The following is an 18,284-nucleotide window of genomic DNA, read 5'->3' as shown; positions in this document are numbered from 1 at the left end:
ACGCGCGCAGCCAGCTTAGCGATCTTCCTTCTCCCCCAGAGAAACCACTCCACCCCATCGAGCACCTGGCAGCGTTGGGTTCCTGTTGGTAGGTGCTGTGCTGTGCCCTGCTGGGTCAGGTCAGGTGGGAGATGTCGTTGACTAGGCGTACTGAGGCGTTGCCGTCTGGGTAGAACTCGACTATCGAGAGGGATGCCAGGTCTAGGTGTAGGCGGAACAAGAGTGAGGGGCCTACGTCCAAGCCCATTCTCAGTAGGGACTTGATGGGGGTTACGTGGCTGACTATGACCAGGGTGCGGTCCGCGTAGCGGAGTAGTAGGTCGTCTCGGGTTTTGCGGACTCTGTGGTGGACTGCGTCGAAGCTTTCGCCGTTGGGGGCGGGGATTGAGGTGTCGGAGAGCCAGCTTGAGTGGAGGGCTGGGTCTCGTTCCGCTGCCTCTGTGAAGGTTAGGCCTTCCCAGTCGCCGAAGTCTGTTTCTAGGAGGCCGGGGTGGGTTTCGATTTGGCCGCCGGTTTCCGCTGCTAGGGCCGCTGCGGTTTGCTTTGTGCGGGTTAGGGGGGAGGCGATGATGGGGGTGTCGGCGTCTATGCCGTCTAGTTTGGCGATTCTGCGGGCGGCGGCTTCCGCTTGGGTTTGGCCTAGGGCCGTGAGGGGGACGTCGCCTCGGCCGGAGTAGCGGCGGTCGACGGACATGGGGGTTTGGCCGTGGCGCAGGAGGAGGAGCTTGGTGGGGGAGCCCTGGGCGCCGGACCAGCGTGCCGGGGAGATGCGGTCTTGGGGCTCGGGCTTTTTCCGTGGGGGCTCGCCTGCCTGGGTGTCCATGGCCTCGTTGGCGAGGCGGTCCGCGTGTTTGTTTCGTTCGCGGGGGATCCAGGTGTAGGTGATCGAGGTGAAACGCTTGGCCAGGGCGCGTGCTTCCTGGGCCAGAGGTTGCATCGCGGGGTGTTTGACTTGCCAACGGCCGGACATCTGCTCCACGACGAGCTTGGAGTCCATGCGCACTTCCACTGTGTCCGCGCCCAGGTCCGCCGCCGCGCGCAGGCCCGCGATGAGGCCCCGATACTCCGCCACGTTGTTGGTGGCGACACCGATGCCTTCCGCGCGTTCGGCCAGCACCTCGCGGGTGGTGGGGTCGAGCACTACCGCGCCGTAACCGGCGGGGCCCGGGTTGCCCCGGGAACCGCCGTCGGCCTCGATCAGCACCCTCACAGGCCCGACTCCGGGGTGCGGACGAGGATCGCGCCGCACTCCTGGCATTCGACCACCTCGTCGGCGGGGGTTTCCCGGATTCGGGACATTTCGCGGGTGTCGATCTCGATGCGGCAGGCGCCGCAGCGGCGGGCGCGCAGGAGGGAGGCGCCGATGCCGCGCTGGGCCCGCCTGCGCTCGTAGTAGGCCAGCAGGTCTTCCGGGAGGGTGGGCAGGATCTTGGTTCGCTCAGCCTCGCGGCGGGCCTGGTTGGTGTCGAGGTCGGCCAGGTTCTCGTCGCGCCTGCTGGTGGCCTCCGCCAGGGTTTCCTGGGCCTTGGCCAGTTCGACACCGGCGTGCTTGCCGTCCATGTCGATCGCCTCGCGGCGCTCCATCAGCTCCAACAAGTCGTCCTCTAGGACCGACTGGCGGCGTTCGAGGGTGGCCAGCTCGTGCTCCATGTCGGTGAGCTGCTTGCTGTTGAGGGTGCCGCCCGCCAAGAGCTTGCGGTCGCGGTCCTCGCGGGCGCGGACCGCGTCGATCTCCTTCTCCTGCTTGGCGACCTCGCGGTCGAGGTCGTCCACCTGGATCTGAATGGCCACCAGGGCGTCGCTCTTGGCGCGGACCGTCTTCTCCGCCTCGGTGATCTCGGCCAGCTCCGGCATCGTGCGGCGCCGGTGCAGCACACGGGCCAGCTCGGCGTCGACCTCGGCGAGGTCGAGCAGTCGGCGTTGGGCGGCGGGATCGGCTTTCACCCGGTGAACCTCCCGGTTCGGGTTGGCGCCCCGGCGGACTGGGCGGTCCAGGGATCGGTGCGGCGAGTGGACACTTCGACGCTGACGGTACCGCCGAGCGCGGCGCGCAGGACCCCCGCCGCCTGCCCGCACCACGGCCACTCGCTCGCCCAGTGCGCCACGTCGACCAGCGCGGGCGCGGCCGCGGCCGCCAAGTGCTCGCTGGCGGGGTGGTGGCGCAGGTCGGCGGTGACGTAGGCGTCAACGCCCGCCCTGGCCGCGGTGGCGAGGTAGGAGTCACCGGCGCCGCCGGACACCGCGACCCGGCGGACGCGGCGGTTGGGGTCGCCCGCAGCGCGGACGCCGCCCTCGGTCGCGGGCAGGGCGCGGGCCACCCGCTCCACGAACGCCGCGAACGGCTCCGGCTCGGGCAGCTCGCCGATCCGGCCGATGCCGGTGCGGCCGTCCGGGTTGGGGTTCAGCGGCGCGGTGACGGTCAGGCCGATGGCCTCGGCCAGCGCGTCGGACACGCCGGGGTCGGCGGCGTCGGCGTTGGTGTGCGCGCAGAACAGGGCCACGCCCGCGCGGATCATGCGGTGCACCAGCGACCCCTTGACCGTGTCCGCCGGAACGCCGTGCACGCCCTTGAGCAGCAGCGGGTGGTGGGCGACGATGAGCCGCGCGCCCGTCTCGATCGCCTCGTCCACAGTGGACTCGACCGGGTCGACGCAGACGAGGATCTTGGTCACCTCGTCGGCCGGGTCGCCGCAGACCAAGCCGACCGCGTCCCAGCTTTCGGCGAGGGCGGGCGGGTAGGCGGCTTCCAGCGCCGCCACCGCGTCGGCGACTTTCGTTGTCACAGCGAGACCTCCACAGCAAGCTCCGCGCGGAGCGCGGCCAGCAGCGGCACGCACTCTCGCGGTGACCGGACAGCGACCCGCAGGTGGTTCTCCCCCAGGCCGGGGAAAGTGTCGCCCCGGCGGACGGCGATGCCGCGTCCGCGCAGGGCGTCGCGCAGGGCGCGGCCGTCCTCGACTTCCAGCAGCAGGAAGGGCGCGGTCGCGGGCCGGTTCACGGCGACCCCGAGCGCGGCGAGGGCGGCTTCGAGGGCTTCGCGGTGATCGCGGGCGTCGACCGCGGCTACCTCGGCCTCGGCCAGCGCGGGCGGCTCGCAGCAGGCGACGACGGCTTCCAGCACCAGCGCCCCGACCGGCCACTGTGGACGGTGGCGGGCGATGCTGGCGAGCAGATCCGGGTGGCCCAGGGCGTAACCGGCGCGCAGGCCGGGCAGCGCCCAGGTCTTGGTGAGGCTGCGGAAAACGAGCAGCCCGGGTGTCTCGCCGTCGCCAGCGAGGGTTTCCGGCTCGCCGGGGACGGCGTCCATGAACGCCTCGTCGACCAGCAGCGTCCGGCCGTCCCGGGCCAGCGCGCGGACGGTGTCGGCGGGGTGCAGGGTCGATGTGGGGTTCGTGGGGTTGCCCAGGACGACCAGGTCGGCGTCGTCTGGCACGCGTTCGGGGTGCAGGGCGTAGCCGTCGGCGGCATCGAGCAGGACCCGGTGGACCGGCACCCCAGCCGTGCGCAGCGCCACCTCCGGCTCGGTGAACGACGGGTGGACCAGCGCGGCTTTGGCCGGGGCCAGGGTGGGCAGCAGCGCGAACCCCTCGGCCGAGCCGTTGAGGATCAGCACCTCGTCGGGGTCGCGCCCGTGCCGCGCGGCCACGGCCGCCCGCGCGCGCCGGTCGTCGTCGGCGGAGGGGTAGGCGCCCAGCCGGTCGAGCGCGGTGGCGAGCCGGTCGCGCAGCCAGGCGGGCGGGCGGCCGCCGCGCACGTTGACGGCGAAGTCGAGCAGCCCCGGGCGCGCGTCGAGGTCGCCGTGGTGGCGCAGGAGCGCGTGATCGTCGGGTCCGGTGCTGGTCACCGCAGGATTCTATGGGGCCGGTGTCCGCCCCCGGTCAGGGCTCGCCATCGGCGAGGACGGCCAGGCCGTGGGCGCGCAGCCAGCGGTCGGCCCGGCGCCGGGCGAGCTCGTCCGGCGAGGTGCGCAGGACCGTGTGCTGCTCGACAGCGGTCGAGATCCGCCGCAACGCCACCTCCTGGTCGGCCGCGGGCAGCCGCCACACCGACTCCGCCGACCACCACGGCTCGTCTTCCACAGCACGCTCCTTACCCTGGTCCAGTGCACCTCTGCCACATCTGCTTCGTCTGTACCGGCAACATCTGCCGCTCCCCGATGGCCGCGCTGGTGTTCGGCGAGCACCTGCGCCGGGCGGGCCTGCTGGATCTGGTGCGGGTGAGCAGCGCGGGCACCGGCGACTGGCACGCGGGCGACCCAGCCGACCCGCGCACCGCGCGCGTCCTGGCCCGCGGCGGCTACCCGACCGGCCACGTCGCCAGCGGGCTGGAAACCCACCACCTCGACGCCGACCTGCTCGTCGCGATGGACGAAGGGCACGCTCGCGCATTGCGGGCCCGAGTGCCAGACCCCGAACGCGTGACGTTGCTGCGGTCTTTCGACCCGGCCGCCGGTCCCGATCTGGACATACCGGACCCGTACTACGGCGGCGCGGAAGGCTTCACGGCCGTCCTGGCCATGGTCGAGGCCGCCACGCCCGGTCTGCTGGCCTGGGTCAGCCAGCGTGTGACCGACCGCACCCCCGCCTAGCCCGGCCACTGGGCCGCCGCGCACTGGCCTACCGTTGGGGAGTGCGGTTGAAGTTGCTGCTACGCCCGGGATGGCTGCTGTCGGCGCTCGTCGTGGTGTGTTTCGCCATGGCGTGCTTCACGCTGCTCGCACCCTGGCAGTTCCAGCGGCACGCCGACCGCAAGGCCACCAACGCGGCCGTGGAAGCCTCCTTCACCGCCCCGCCCGCCCCCTACGGCACGGTGTCCGGCGAGTGGCGGCGGGTGACGCTGACCGGCGCCTACCTGCCGGAAGCCGAGGCCCTGGCCCGCCTGCGCACCGTCCAGGGCGTGGCGGCCTTCGAGGTCCTCACCCCGTTCCGGCTCACCGACGGCTCGGTCGTCCTGGTCGACCGCGGCTTCGTCCGCCCGGTGGAGGGTGTGCGCGTCCCCCCGTTCGCCGCCGCCCCCGCTGGCCAGGTCGAGCTCACCGCCCGGCTGCGCGCGGGCGAGACGCAGGCCAGTGACCGGTCGATCCTGCAAGACGACGGCCACCGGCAGGTCTACGCCATCGACCCCGCCGTCGTCGGCGCGGCGGCGAACCTCGACATCCGTCCCGGCTACCTGCAACTCGAAGAAGGCTCTCCCGGCGTCCTCGGCGCGCTCCCGCTGCCCCAGCTGGAAGCGGGCCCGTTCCTGTCCTACGCGCTGCAATGGATCGCCTTCGGCGTCATGACCCTCCTGGGCTTGCTCTACTTCACTTGGCGGGAGATCCAGCCCGGCGGCGTCCTCGACGCCCCGGACAAACCCCGCCGCCGCTCTGTCGCCGAGATCCTGGCCGAAGACGAGGCCCGCGAGCGCGCCGCCACGTGATCTTTCCGATCACCCGCGACCGCGACCGGCAAGGCGATAGGGTCGGCACCCACGCCAGATGCGCATACCAGGGGGACGCAGTCATGTCCGGCGACGATCACGCGAGTCTCCAGGCCCGCAACGCCGCGATGAAGGAACAAGTGCACAGCTTGTTGGACACCTTCCACCGGCAGACCGAGATGCTCCGCGACGCGCAGGCCGCTGCCGCCGCGGCGTCGGCGTCGCTGACCTCCAAAGACGGCCTGGTCCGCGTGTCCGTCGACGCCTCGGGCGTGCTGACCCACCTGGAGTTCGCGCCGTCCGCGTTCGAGCGGTCCACCCCCGAGGCGCTGGCCCGCGCCGCGCTGCGCCTGGCCCAGGAAGGCGCGGCGAAGGTCAAGCAGGAGGTGGCCGAGGCGATGTCGCCGCTCACCGACGGGCTGCCCGACCTGTCCGACCTGGTGGCGGGGGCGCCGTCGCTGTCGGGTCTGCTCCCCCGGTTCGACACTCCCGAGCCGCCGCCCGCCCCGGTCGAGGACGAGTCCTACGAAGACCAGAGCGCGGTCTACCGGCACGAAGAGAGCGCCCCGCCGCCGCGCCGCCCGCGCCGACCCGAGCCTGAGGACGCCGACGAACAGCCGGACAGCTGGCTCGACAGGGGCCGCTCGTGACCGCCGGCGGCTTCAGCATCGAGCCGGACGCCGCCGCCCGCGCCGCCACCAAACTCGGGTCGGCGGCGGACCAGCTGGCGACCGTGGGCAAGACGCTCGCCGACGCGCTCGCCGCCCAAGGCGCCTGCTGGGGGAACGACGAGTCCGGCCAGGAGTTCGCCAAGGACTACGTGCCCGGCTCCGACGACACCGTCAAGGCGTTCACCTCCCTGGTCGACGGACTGCGCGGGTTGCAGGGCGGCGTGACCGACGCGGTGGCCGCCTACGGCAACGCCGACGACGTCAACCGCCACGGTCTCGACGCCCAGGAGAGCTGACCCCGTGCCAACTGGTCGACCGCCCGTCCCCGCGCGGCTGGGGTAGCGCCGTGGGAATGGAGATGCCCGACGAGGTCAAGTGGCTGCTGCCCATCGTCGTCGGGGAAAGCTGGCCGGAGGGCGACGAGGACAAGCTCCGCGCGCTCCGCGACGCCTGGCACCAGGCCGCGCAGGCCATCCCGCAGGTCACCACCACCGCGGCGCAGGGCGCGTCGGACGTCATCGACGTGTGGACCGGCGAGAGCGCCGACGCCTTCGAGCAGATGTGGAAGAAGTTCGGCGAGGGCGACGAGGCGTACCTCAACGCCCTGGTCAAGGCCTGCCAAGCCCTCGGCGACGCCTGCGACGCCACCGCCCTGGACGTCGAGTACACGAAGTACATGATCATCGCCTCGCTGGTCATGCTGGCGATCTCCATCGCGGCCATGCTGGCCTCGGCGCCGTTCACCTTCGGCGGCTCGACGGCGGGCATCGTCCCCGCCCAGGTGGCCACCCGGATCACCGTGCAGATGATCTTCCGGCAGCTCCTGCAGAAGCTGATGCAGCAGGGGTTCAAGCAGGTCGCCAAGCAGGTCCTCAAACGGGTGCTGCGCGAAGTGGCGACCAACGTGGCCAGCGGGATCGCCCTCGACGCTGGCATCCAGGCCGTGCAGATGGCCTCCGGCGACCGCAAGTCCTGGGACTGGGAGAAGACCAAGGAAGCAGGCATCGGCGGCGCCGTGGAGGGCGTCGTCGGCGCGGCGTCCAACGCCGTCCCCAAGGGCGCGACCCGCGGCCTGTCCGACACCGCGGGCGGCCAGATAGTCGACGGCGCCGTCCGCGGCGCGACCCGAGGCGCGGTCGAAGGAGTGGCCACCACCGTCGGCGAAGCCGCCGTGACCGGCAAGCTGGACGAACTCTCGGCCGGGGACGTGCTCATGGGCGCCTCCGGCGGCGCCGTCGACCGAGGCGTGGGCGGCGCCAAGGACACCATGGACGGCTTCTCCGCCCCGGACCCGGCCGCCAACCCGACCCGCCCAGACGCGGGCGGCCCCCAGCCGGTCCTAGCGCCATCTGCCGAGCCGGGAAACTCGGCTATTCGGTCCACTTTGGACTCTGGTGGGGATGATTCCGGCGGCGCACCACCGTCTTCCGCGCCGAGTGGCGCACAGTCAGCGTCGGCGGGCTCCTCGCCGGGCACGGGCAGGGCGGACGCGCCGCAGGCGTCGGTGCTGTCGTCCGCGCCCACCGTGGACCGGGTGGACGGCGGCCAGCCGGTGGGCGGCCCCTCCACGCAGCCGAGCCCTGGCCCGAGCGGCCCCAGCGCCGACACCGGGTCGCCGGGCGGTTCGGCATCCGGATCAGCGGGCGGTCTCCCAGCAGGCGGCTCACCCGGAAACTCGGCGGGCGGGCCTGCTGTCGGATCAGCTAGCGGTCCCTCGGCAGGCGGCCCACCGGGCGGACCCTCAGGTGGCACACCTGGCGGCCCCTCCGGCGGTTCACCCGGCGGCACGCCCGGCAGCTCACCGGGCGGCACACCCGGAAACCCAGCGGGCGGGCCTGCTGTCGGATCAACCAACGGCCCCTCAGCCAGCGGCCCACCGGGCGGACCCGCAGGCAGCACACCCGGAAACCCGGCGAGCGGCTCAGCGGGCGGGCCTGCCCACGGATCAACCAGCGGCCCCTCAGCAGGCAGCCCACCGGGCGGCTCCCCCGCGGGCGGCCCATCCAACCTGACAAGCGCCGCCCCCGGCGGCGGCCCGCAGACGAGCGGTTCGGCCGGCTCGGCAGGTGGTTCCGCCACCGGCGCTCCACCGGCAAGCGGCAACCCCACCGGTCCAGGCAACCCCACCGGTGGCGCGGCAGGCGCCGGGTCCGCGAGCGGCACCCCATCGCCCAGTGGCGGCAATCCGCCGTCGTCGGGCGGGGCCACTTCGCCGTCGCCCACCGGCGGGTACGGGCAAGCCCCGCCTGCCCACGGCTCATCTGGCAACGGCGGCCCCACCGCGACGGGCGGATACGGCATGGCGCCGCCCCCCGCGGCGCACCCGGGCGGTTTCGGGCCGCAACCGGGACACCAGGCATTCGACGCGGGCAGACAGCCAGGACCGCGCGGCGACGCCGTCAACTCCGCCGGTTTCGCGGGCAACGGCCACTTCACCCCGCGCCCCGACATGCCGCAGAGGCCGGACGGGCCACCCCTGCCGCCCCAGCAGCAGGGGTTCCCGCCGATCGGCCCGCAGGGCGGCATGCCGGGCAGGCCCGGACCGGTTCCGACTGGACCGCTCCCGCCGCGCTCCGACCAGAGTCCGCACCGCGCGCCCGCACCGCGCCCCGACCAAAATCCGTACCCCGCGCCACGTTCCCCCCAAGGCCCATACCCAGCGCCACCACCGCATTCCAACCAAGGCCCGCACCCAGCACAACCACCGCGCTCCGACCAAGGCCCACGCTCCGCGCCACCACCGCGCTCCGACCAACGGCCCTACCCCGCGTCTCCGCAAGGACAGCACGGCGGGCCGCCCCGGGGTCCGCACGGCGGGCCGCCGCCGCGTCCCCAGGGCGGGCCACCGCACCCGGCGCGGCCGTCCGGCCCGCCGCCGCCCGGCTACCGCCCCAATCCCCCTGGACAGGGGACTCCGCCGCTTCCGCCGCCGGGCACTCACCGCGCGCCGCTTCCCCCGATGCCTCCGCCGCCGGGAAGCAGGCCGCCGATGGCGCCCCGCGGTCACGCGCCCGCCGGTCCCCCGCCGCGTGGCCCGGTCACCCCGCCGCCGCAGGGGTATCACCCGCAGCCGGGTCAGGGGCCGTCGAACGGCTCCCGTCCGCTGGGACCACCACCCCAGCGTCCGCAGGGACCACCACCGGCACACCGTCAGCCGCCCGCGCCCACACCAGCCGACACGTCCTCCCGCCCGCAGGGACCGACGCCGCCGGACACGAACCCCACGCGAACTCCGCCACCGTCCGAGCCACTGGTCTCCAACCGGGCACCCGTCGAACCGCGCCCCGACAACCTCGCACGGGTCCCCGCCCCTCGGCAGGACCCGCCCGCGCGACCACCGACATCAGCCGACCCTGTCAACCCCGAACCGCAGGAGCGGACACCCGACACCGCGGAACCAAGCCGCCCACCCGCCGATCAGCCACCGCCCGCCGCGGTGTCCGACCGAGCGCCCGTAGAACCGCGTCCCGACGACCTCACGCAGGCCACTGCCCCTCGGCAGGACTCACCCGCGCAGCCACCGACGTCGGCCGACCCGGTCAGTCCCGAAACGCGGGAGCAGGCGCCCAGCGCCGCTGAACCAAGCCGCCCACCCGTCGATGAGCCACTGCCCGCCGCGGCTTCCGACCGAGCGCCCGTCGAACCGCGCCCCGACGACCTCACGCAGGCCACTGCCCCTCGGCAGGACCCACCCGCGCAGCCACCGACATCGACCGACCCAGCCAGCCCCAAGCCGCAGGAGCAGACACCCAACACCGCGGAACCAAGCCGCCCACCCATCGATGAGCCACTGCCCGCGGCTGAGGCTCACGCCGACCAGCGGTCCCCGGAGCCGGACACCGAGGAACACGCCTCCGGCGCAGAACCCGCAGACCCGTCGGCCCAACAGGACGCTCTCAGCGAGGACTACCTCTTCGACCCCGACTATCGGGCCACTCCGGAGGACAACGCCGCACTCATAGGCGGTTTCAAGACGACAGACCGCCATAACGAGGTCCGGGCCGCCGCGCTCGCCAAGCGCGACGCCGCCGCGTCGATGGCGGGCCTGTCCGACCGCGGCGCCGTCGCGTTGTACGGCTACTCCGGGCACGACCTGTTCGACTCGGCCAACACCGCGCATCGGCTGGGGCCGGACGGGCGCCCCGACCTGTCCCCGAACGAGGCGCGCAAGCAGTTCGACAACTTCGTCCGAGCCCGGCTGCAGGTGCGGGCCATCGTCTCGGCGCTCAACGAGCTGCCGCCGGTGGAGGCGGAGATGCTGCGCGGCATCAACGTCGCTGGCGACCCCGTGCTGGCGAAGCTCATCGCCGACCAGTACGTGCCGGGCCGCACCACGGTCGAGCCGACGATCGTCAGCGCCTCGTTCAAGGAGTCGCCGGACTTCGTGTCCAAGTTCGGCGAGGACGTCGAGCTGCACATCCAGGCCAAGACCGTCCGCGACATCCATGAGCTGTCGCAGAACAGCGCCGAGAAGGAAGGGGTCGGCAAGCCGGGCACCCAGTGGTACACCCACGAGAAGGTGACCGTCGAGGTCGAACGCGGCGGGGTCGTCAAGCAGAAGACGATCATCAGGGTCGAAGAGGTCCTGCCGGGCGACCCCCGGTATCTGGACAAGGACGCGGCGGAGCGGGAGATCGCCGCTCGGCGAGCCGCCAACAACGCCAACAAGAAGATCTTCGATGAGCGCTTGAATCCGGTCCGGACGCGGCTCGACGGCGGCACGGAGCACACACCGCCGGTCGAGGCGCGCAAGCAGGAGGACATCGGCGACGCCCTCGGCACCGGCTCGGACCAGACAGCGCAGGCGCCGCACGATTCGAGCCACATCATCAACCGGCTCGACGGGCTCGATGGCGGATACGCGGGAACGGACCTCGCCGTCGAGGGGCTCGCGTTCGACGACGGCCAGGTCGGCGACCACGACTGGTCGCCGCTGTCGTATGCCACGAACCCGCCGAGCGAAGCCGCGATCCACGCCGACACCGCCAACGGCAACCAGGCCGCCAAGTACGTCGCGGAACGGCACCCGCACCTGGCCGGGGTCAACCCGCGCTTCCACGACGCCGACGCGTTCGAGCAGGGGTATCAGACCAACTGCACGCGTGGTGTGGTGGCGAGCGCGCTGCGGCAACTGGGCATCGACACCGAGGCCGGGCCGCTGCGGCCGCAGGAGATGATGTCGGCGGGCACCCTCGACCACGTCCGCGACCGGCTGGGCGGCGATTGGCAGGCCCACGCGGGCTACGACGAGGTCATCCGCGCGATGCGGGAGCAGCCTCTCGGCTCCCGCGCGGTGATCGCGGTGAAGTACCTCGGCCCGGACGGCGCCGAGTACGGGCACGTGGCGGAGGTCGTGCACACCCGGGAGGGCGTGGCGTTCATCGATCCGCAGAACAACTCTCTGATGCGCCTGCCGCACCCGCCCGCCAAACTGGACCTGCTCCCCTACGACCTCGCCACGGTCGCCGAACGCCACGCCGCGAGCACCCACACCGACACCGCCTCGACCCATTCCGACCAGGGCGGCTACGGCGCCGCCGACCCGCCCCCGCGCGAGCAGGACTCCGCGGCCGAGCGCCCACTCCCAACCCGCGCGGAGATCGACCGCTACCTCCAGCACCCGCGCCTGCAAGAGGCCATGCGCGTCGCCGACGCCATCAGCCACCGCGACCCCGACTCCCGCATCAAGGTCGACGGCGAGAAAATCCACATCGGCGAGGCCATCGCCGCGCTGCTGCCGCGCCACCCCACCCTGGCCCGAATGCTGCGCGACGTGCCGTACCTGGAGAACTCGCTGCTGGCCCGACCGCAGACCCTGGCCAACCTACTGACCCACCCCAAGGCGATCGACGTCCTCGAAGACTGCGTGCGCGAGGTCCGAGACCACCCGGCGGGCCCAGCGGACCTCGCGGAGGCCTACGAGGCCGACCCCAAGCCCGCACCCGCGGCACTGACCCCGGAGCAGGCGGAAATCTCTCGGCGAGCGGAGGCCGTGGCGAGCAGGGCGCCCACTGGGCACAATCTGCAACCTGACTTTGAGCACTCCCGGAAAAACGACCCAGATTATCGGAGCCAGTATCTGGATCATCTTTACAAGAACTGGCAGGGAAAACAGCGGCAGTTGCACGAATTGGCCGAGCGGGTCGCGGCGGCGACCAACGGCCATCCCGAGTCGCGCAAAACCGAGAAAAGCCGAGTCCGCGCGAACGACAAGGTGAGCAACTACGGGGGTGACGCCGACCTGCTGACAGACCTGGTCGGATCGAAGATCCAGTACGACTCGATCGAAGAAGTCTACCGAGGACTGGAAGCACTCGTCGCGGAAACCAGCAAACCTGGGGCGAGCATCAAAATCGTCGAGTTCAAGGACCGGTTCCTGAAACCGCAGTCAAGCGGCTACCGCGACCTTCAGATGAGCGTCCGCCTCAAAACCGAGGATGGCAGCTATCACGTCGCGGAACTACGCCTGCACCTCAAGCAGATCGATGATGTCGCCGATTACGAGCACGCCCTGTTCGAAGTGCGCAGAGATTTGCAGGCGGTGGCCAACGAAGACCTCGACAGGCCCATGAGCCCGGACGGAAAGAACCGGGTTTTGACAGCAGAAGAACGGGCATTGCTGGGAGCCATCCTCAACGAGGAAAAAATTCGATTCGGGGCAGCCTTCACCCTGGGCGGCGGCATCACTCGCGGCGATGAGCGATCGAACAACAGGAGCGAGCAATGACAGCGCCGACAGAGGAATATTTTGTATACTGGGGTCGGACTTTCAAGCTCGACACCACACGGAACGGCCAGCGGATCGGGTACCTACTCAATCCGGACACGGGCGAGTTCGAGATCGACAACAGCCCGATCACGGAGATCTTGGGCGCGTCATCGACCAGCGACATCGCTGAGATCGACGAGACGACGTTCATCCGTAAAACTGAGCAGATCCGCTCCTACCGGCTGCGAGGCGACGGCCCGATCTTCGCGCTCTACGACAAGATTGACGCGCTTTTCGCACAGGCAGAAGCCGAGAATCGTGGAGTGACCGACGAGGAGTTCGCACTGATTGAATCCATTCGCCGCCGAACCTTCGCCATGTGGGAAGCGGAAACCGCCCGCCGAGCCGCGGGCGAACCACCCACGTTCAGCATCACACGTAAGTGAACGCCGACCAATGAGAGGAGCGACTCGATGACAACACGGGCACCGGAATACTATGAGTACTATGGCCGCACCTTCAAGCTCGACACCACTCCCGACGGCCAGCGGGTCGGATACCTGCTCAACTGGAACACCGGCGAGTTCGAAATCGACAACAGCCCGATCGTGCCCATCTCCGGTGCCACCTCCACCAGCGACATCTCTCCCCTCGGGGCAGAAGAGTTCGTCTGCGAGACCGAAGAAATCCGCGCCTACCACCTTCGCGGTGACGGCCCTATCTTCGCCCTCTACGACACCATCGACGCGATGTTCGCCCAGCGGGAGAGCGAAGGGCGCAACTCTTTCACCCACGAGGAACGAGAACTGATCAAATCCATACGCCGCCGAACCTTCGCCATGTGGGAAGAGGAAGCCGCGCGGCGGGCCGCGGGGGAGCCGCCGTCGTTCAGGGTCACGCGCCGGTGAGTGAGTCAAGGGGAGAGGGCTGAGTCAGGTGGATGCCACGGCCGCGGTGGCCAAGGTCGAGGAGTGGCTGCGCGCCGTCCACGGGCCGGAGATGGCGGGGTTGCGGGTGGAGCACGACAAGGTGCGGCTCGTGCCCGAGGGGTGGTCGGTGCCCTACAACTCGGTGGCTTACCTCGATGGGGGAGACGCTGGGAAGGAAATTTTCCCGCCGCCTCGGCTTATCGTTCGGGAGCCGGATGGGGAGTTGCGGCAGCCGAGTCCGCAGCCCGGTGGGGTGAGTGTTCCGGCGCGGATGCCGGGGCAGGAGTACTGGGCCGAAATCGTGGACCCGGAGGTCGCGGCGTCCGGGCTGGGGTATCTCGGGGTGCCGACGATGGCGATCGGCGGCTGGCAGAAGGTGCTTCCCGATGGCACCCGAACCAATGTGGAGCGGGAGAACCCAGGGTATCGGGCCGGGCCCGCGCGCCTGGGGCTTGAGATGCCGGAGAACCAGGTCGAGTGGATGCTCGCGTTTCGCGACGTCCGCTGGTTCGATGACGAGAAGCTTCTCATCGCGCTCACGCAGGCGGTGGTCCTGTGTGCCCGCGGCGTCAGCACGGCGACGATGCGGCGGGTCTACGGTTCGACGCGGCTGATGCCCGCGGACACCACCGAGTGGCGGCGCGTTGACCTCGCGACGTTCGTCGGTGAGCTTTCCGCCGACACGGTGCTGTCCTTCCGCGGCGGCGACGGTTTTCGAGAGGTGCGCGCGGGCGATCTCGCCGCGGCGCTGGAGCGGTTTCCTCGGGTCCAGCCGCCCGTCGACGTGAACGAGACGCGGTTCGAGTTCAGTGCGGAAGTGGCGCGGCTGACCGAGGAGACCGCTGCCCGGTTGGGGCTGGCGGAGCCCGCGCGGTCACCCGAGCACGAGGCCCTGGCCGCGCGGTTGAACGAGTTCGAGCTGACCGATGACGAGATCCGCAAGACCGTCCTCGCCAAGTCGTGGCGCCAGTTGGTCTACGAGACGAAGGAGCCGAGGTGGCCGGACGACCTGGCCGCCAACGGTCTCACGTGGACCTACGACGAGCACGGCAAGCGCGTCCCCACGGAGGACACTTTCGGCAAGTACTGCTCGTGGGTGTCGAAAGGTTTCCGGTTCAGCTGGCGGCGGGTGTCCGGCGCGTTCGTCGGGTTCGCCCTGGGTGAGGCGCTGGGCGCGGCGGTGGACAAGCTCAGCCTGGACGAGATTTTCGCGCGGTACGGCCCGCAGGGCGTGCGGGGCCCGCTGCCCGCGTACGAGCGGCCGGGCCAGATCGGTCCGCTGACCCAGCGGCTGCTGTTCCTCACCGAGGGCGTCATCCGCAGCCAGCACCGCGACGTCGACGCCAGTGACCACCCGGTGTTCGCCGACGCCGCGGCCAACGGGCTGCTGCGCTGGCTGCACACCCAGGGCGACACGGTGCCGATCGAGCTCGACGGGTTCCTGGTGAAGGTCGCCGACCTCTACGCCGACCGGCTGCCCGACCCCGACGAGCTCGCCGCGATCCGCGCTCTGGCCGACGGGAACCGGGGAACCGGCTCCGGGTCGGGCGCGCTGCTGGCCGCCCTGCCCGCGGCGCTCACCGTGGGCGGCCCCGGCACCGGGCTCGACCAGGGCGTCCCGGTCGCGGCGCGGCTGCTCGCCGGGCTGACCCACACCGAGGGGATCGACTTCGCCGCGACCGAGTACCTGGCCAGGCTGTTCGACATGCTCCTGACCAAGGACACCGGCCGCATGCCGGTGTGGATCGCCGGGCGCGATGTGCAGGTGCCCGAGGTCACCCCCGTGGTCACCGCGGCGCTGCCGAACTTCAACAAGTTCGGCCTCGTGGACGTGCGCTTCCCCGAGCACTTGGGCGCGGGACGGGACTCGCTCACCGCGATCGGGCAGGCGTTCGCGGCGATCTCCGGGCACGAGAGCAGGCCCGAGCGGGCGCTGCTGCGCGCGGTCAACCACTCCGGCCGCAGCGCGCTGACCGGGGCGCTGGCGGGCGCGCTGCTCGGGGCGCGCACCGGCATCCCCGGCCTGCCCCGCGCCTGGGTGGACCAGTTGGACCTGCGCCACCTGGTGGAAACGGTCGCCACCGACGCCTTCCTGCGCTTCCACCGCGTCGCGCTGCCCGCCGAGACCGCCGCCCGATACCTGATACAGAGGTAGCAGTGACCAATCCCCACCTGACCGACCCCAACCTGACCGATCCCAACCTCACCGACGCCGATCTCGCCGTGCTCGCGCGGCTGCTGCGGCTGCAACGGGACGCCGACGCGCGGCCGGTTCCGCCGGGGCTGGCGGAGGTGCTGCGGGTCGAGGTGCACATCGGGGTGGACGCGGCGGGGCGGCGGTTCGTCACCCGTGCTCCCGTTCGGGTGGCGGACGTGGACGCGTTGCTGCCCGCGCGGCCGTTCGCCGCGGTGGCGTCGGCGGGGGTGGACCGGCGGCGGTGGCGGGGGTGTGTGCTGGCGGGGGCGGTGGCCGACGCGCTGGGGGCGCCGATCGAGGGGAAGCCGCTGGACCAGATCCGGGGTCTGGCCGGGCCCGCGGGCATCACCGGGCTGGTCCCGGCCTACAACGGCGTCGGCCGCATCACCGACGACACGCAGATGACGCTGTTCACCCTCGACGCGCTCATCCGCGCCAACGCCCAGCGGCGCCGGGAAGGCCGCGCGGACGTGGGGTACACGCTGCAGATGGCCTACCAGCGGTGGCTGCACACCCAGGGCGCCCCATGGGCGAAGGCCCGCGGCCCCCGCGACGCCTCCGAAGCCCCCGACGGCTGGCTGATCGGCATTCCCGGCCTGTTCAAGCGCCGCGCGCCGGGCGCGACGTGCTTCTTCACGCTCCAGGAGTACGGGGCGACCGGGCGGGCCGGGACGCTGGCCGCGCCGGTCAACGACTCCAAGGGCTGCGGCGGCGTGATGCGGGCCGCCCCCGCGGCGCTGTGGTCCGACGATCCGGCGGTGGTGTTCGAGGTCGCCGCGATGGCGGCGGCGGTCACGCACGGGCATCCGAGCGGGTACCTGTCGGCGGGGGTGCTCGCGGTGCTGGTCCACGGCCTGCTGCGCGGCGTGCCGCTGCGGCCCGCTCTGGACGCCGCCCGCACCCACCTCGTCCGCTGGGAGCGGCACGAGGAGACCTCCGCGGCCCTGGACGCGGCGCTCGCCCTGGCCGCCAGCGGCCCGCCCACCCCGGAACGGGTCGAAACCCTCGGCAGCGGAGCCGTGGGCGAGTCCGCGCTGGCGATCGCCGTCTACGCGGCCCTGGCCACGAACGATCTGAACGCGGCCCTACTGCTCTCGGTGAACCACAGCGGCGACAGCGATTCCACGGGCGCGGTCTGCGGCAACATCGTCGGCGCCCTCTACGGCGAAGACGCCATCGACCAGGGCTGGCTGTCCCAACTCGAACTCCGCGACGTCATCGAGCGCCTGGCCGAAGACGCCCTGGCCGAGTTCGGCCCCACTCCCCCGACCGACCCGGAATGGGTGTCGCGCTACCCGGCGTCGGTGGCGATGCGGTGAACCAGGTCGGCGCCCGCTGAGGGCGAGCCGCGACGAGCCTCAGCGCCTGCGGATCACCAGCGCGACGAAGGCCGCCAGCGCCGCCGTGAGGACGCCCACGACGCGGGACAGCTCCACCGCCCGGGTGACGTGCCCCGCGTCCGGCATCCGGCCGTCGCCCAGGACCGGGCGGTCCTCGACGCCGTACGGGTACACCGTCCGGCCGCCGAGGCGGACTTCCAGGGCCCCGGCGAACGCGGCCTCGACCCGGCCCGCGTTGGGGCTCGGGTGCGCCGACGCGTCGCGCTGCCACGCTATCCACGCGCCGCGCCGGTTGCCGCCGACGACGGGGGCTCCGACGACCGTCAGCGCCGCCGCGAGCCGGGCGGGGACGAGGTTGGCCAGGTCGTCCAGGCGGGCGGCGGCCCAGCCGAAGCGCTGGTAGCGGGGGGAGCGGTGGCCGACCATGGCGTCCATGGTGTTGACCGCCCGGTAGCCGAGCAGGCCGGGGACGCCCGCGACGGCGCCCCAGACCAGGGGGGCGACGACGGCGTCGGAGGTGTTCTCGGCGACCGATTCGACGGTGGCGCGGGCCATGGCCTTGGCGTCAAGCGCTTGCGGGTCGCGGCCGCACAGGTTCGGCAGGCGGTCGCGGGCGGCTTCGACCTCGCCGGAGTCCAGGTGGCGGCCGATCATGGTGCCCTCCGCGGCCAGGGACCGGCCGCCGAGGACGACCCAGGTGGCCAGGGCGGTTCCGGCGGCGCGGAGCAGCGGGTTGCGGGCGCGTTCGACCACGAGGCCGAGACTTACCGCGCCGCCGGTAAGCAGAGCCGTATACAGCACACCGGGTGCGTGGTGGTCTCTATAGAGGGCCTTTTCGACCCTCTTAGCCAACTGGCCGAACCCGGCGACGGGGTGCCAGCGGCGCGGGTCGCCCAGCGCGCCGTCTGCGGCGACCCCCAGCAACAGCCCGATAGCACGTGCCGCGGACACAGGCGCTCTCCTTCCCCAGTGCGGGTGAACGGTATCGCGCGGCGCGGGCGGTGTGCGCGGGTGTCGGCG

General features: G+C 71.9%; 15 protein-coding genes. 9 read left to right on the top strand and 6 right to left on the bottom strand.

Translation table 11 applies throughout. The features are described 5' to 3' along the window. Positions 1-115: 115 nt before the first annotated feature. From ACZ6SD_RS20160 to ACZ6SD_RS20140, 5 genes are read right to left on the bottom strand one after another with little or no spacing between them, the layout of a single operon-like run. Positions 116-1,204: a bifunctional RNase H/acid phosphatase gene (locus tag ACZ6SD_RS20160; protein WP_465318501.1), complete on the bottom strand. Its 1,089-nt coding sequence runs from the start codon at positions 1,202-1,204 to the stop codon at positions 116-118. Between the two features lie 2 nt (positions 1,205-1,206). Continuing rightward, positions 1,207-1,944 (bottom strand): zinc ribbon domain-containing protein, encoded by a 738-nt coding sequence (locus tag ACZ6SD_RS20155; RefSeq protein ID WP_465318479.1) that lies wholly within the window; start codon positions 1,942-1,944, stop codon positions 1,207-1,209. Continuing rightward, positions 1,941-2,783: a Nif3-like dinuclear metal center hexameric protein gene (locus tag ACZ6SD_RS20150; protein ID WP_465318478.1), complete on the bottom strand. Its 843-nt coding sequence runs from the start codon at positions 2,781-2,783 to the stop codon at positions 1,941-1,943. The genes ACZ6SD_RS20155 and ACZ6SD_RS20150 overlap by 4 nt, the downstream gene beginning before the upstream one ends. Then, positions 2,780-3,844, bottom strand: a complete 1,065-nt coding sequence (cobC, locus tag ACZ6SD_RS20145; protein ID WP_465318477.1) for an Rv2231c family pyridoxal phosphate-dependent protein CobC — start codon at positions 3,842-3,844, stop codon at positions 2,780-2,782. The genes ACZ6SD_RS20150 and cobC overlap by 4 nt, the downstream gene beginning before the upstream one ends. Before the next feature lie 34 nt (positions 3,845-3,878). Next, entirely contained in the window at positions 3,879-4,079 is a 201-nt protein-coding gene (locus tag ACZ6SD_RS20140) for a hypothetical protein (RefSeq protein ID WP_465318476.1), read from the bottom strand. Positions 4,080-4,102: 23 nt separating this feature from the next. Here ACZ6SD_RS20140 and ACZ6SD_RS20135 point away from each other — a divergent pair, with 23 nt between their 5' ends. From ACZ6SD_RS20135 to ACZ6SD_RS20095, 9 genes are all read left to right on the top strand, one after another. Continuing rightward, on the top strand, positions 4,103-4,588 hold the full coding sequence (locus tag ACZ6SD_RS20135; protein ID WP_465318475.1) for a low molecular weight protein-tyrosine-phosphatase: 486 nt from the start codon (positions 4,103-4,105) through the stop codon (positions 4,586-4,588). Between the two features lie 41 nt (positions 4,589-4,629). Next, complete coding sequence (locus ACZ6SD_RS20130) at positions 4,630-5,418, top strand: SURF1 family cytochrome oxidase biogenesis protein (RefSeq protein ID WP_465318474.1); 789 nt, start codon at positions 4,630-4,632, stop codon at positions 5,416-5,418. Between the two features lie 83 nt (positions 5,419-5,501). After that, positions 5,502-6,068, top strand: coding sequence for a YbaB/EbfC family nucleoid-associated protein (locus ACZ6SD_RS20125; RefSeq protein ID WP_465318473.1), 567 nt, complete (start codon positions 5,502-5,504; stop codon positions 6,066-6,068). Then, positions 6,065-6,385 carry a WXG100 family type VII secretion target gene (locus ACZ6SD_RS20120; protein WP_465318472.1) on the top strand — a complete coding sequence of 107 codons (321 nt, stop codon included), beginning with the start codon at positions 6,065-6,067 and terminating at the stop codon, positions 6,383-6,385. Before ACZ6SD_RS20125 ends, ACZ6SD_RS20120 begins: the two co-directional genes overlap by 4 nt. A gap of 56 nt (positions 6,386-6,441) precedes the next feature. Further along, positions 6,442-12,816 carry a WXG100-like domain-containing protein gene (locus ACZ6SD_RS20115; protein ID WP_465318500.1) on the top strand — a complete coding sequence of 2,125 codons (6,375 nt, stop codon included), beginning with the start codon at positions 6,442-6,444 and terminating at the stop codon, positions 12,814-12,816. Next, positions 12,813-13,244 carry a hypothetical protein gene (locus ACZ6SD_RS20110; protein ID WP_465318471.1) on the top strand — a complete coding sequence of 144 codons (432 nt, stop codon included), beginning with the start codon at positions 12,813-12,815 and terminating at the stop codon, positions 13,242-13,244. Before ACZ6SD_RS20115 ends, ACZ6SD_RS20110 begins: the two co-directional genes overlap by 4 nt. A gap of 27 nt (positions 13,245-13,271) precedes the next feature. After that, positions 13,272-13,706, top strand: coding sequence for a hypothetical protein (locus ACZ6SD_RS20105; protein WP_465318470.1), 435 nt, complete (start codon positions 13,272-13,274; stop codon positions 13,704-13,706). Between the two features lie 28 nt (positions 13,707-13,734). Then, complete coding sequence (locus tag ACZ6SD_RS20100) at positions 13,735-15,882, top strand: ADP-ribosylglycohydrolase family protein (protein WP_465318469.1); 2,148 nt, start codon at positions 13,735-13,737, stop codon at positions 15,880-15,882. 2 nt (positions 15,883-15,884) lie between these two features. Then, positions 15,885-17,243, top strand: coding sequence for an ADP-ribosylglycohydrolase family protein (locus ACZ6SD_RS20095; protein ID WP_465318468.1), 1,359 nt, complete (start codon positions 15,885-15,887; stop codon positions 17,241-17,243). Positions 17,244-17,282: 39 nt separating this feature from the next. Here the strand turns inward: ACZ6SD_RS20095 and ACZ6SD_RS20090 are convergent, their stop codons facing one another. Further along, positions 17,283-18,215: a cobalamin biosynthesis protein gene (locus ACZ6SD_RS20090; protein ID WP_465318467.1), complete on the bottom strand. Its 933-nt coding sequence runs from the start codon at positions 18,213-18,215 to the stop codon at positions 17,283-17,285. Between the last annotated feature and the right edge of the window lie 69 nt (positions 18,216-18,284).

Source organism: Actinokineospora sp. NPDC051303, from assembly GCF_055586285.1.
This window is presented reverse-complemented; position numbering and strand designations above follow the sequence as displayed.

Excerpts from the sequence above, each read along its gene's own strand:
- ACZ6SD_RS20105 (WP_465318470.1), top strand. The coding sequence starts at position 13,272 with ATGACAACACGGGCACCGGAATACTATGAGTACTATGGCCGCACCTTC.
- ACZ6SD_RS20110 (WP_465318471.1), top strand. The coding sequence starts at position 12,813 with ATGACAGCGCCGACAGAGGAATATTTTGTATACTGGGGTCGGACTTTC.
- ACZ6SD_RS20125 (WP_465318473.1), top strand. The coding sequence starts at position 5,502 with ATGTCCGGCGACGATCACGCGAGTCTCCAGGCCCGCAACGCCGCGATG.
- ACZ6SD_RS20115 (WP_465318500.1), top strand. The coding sequence starts at position 6,442 with ATGGAGATGCCCGACGAGGTCAAGTGGCTGCTGCCCATCGTCGTCGGG.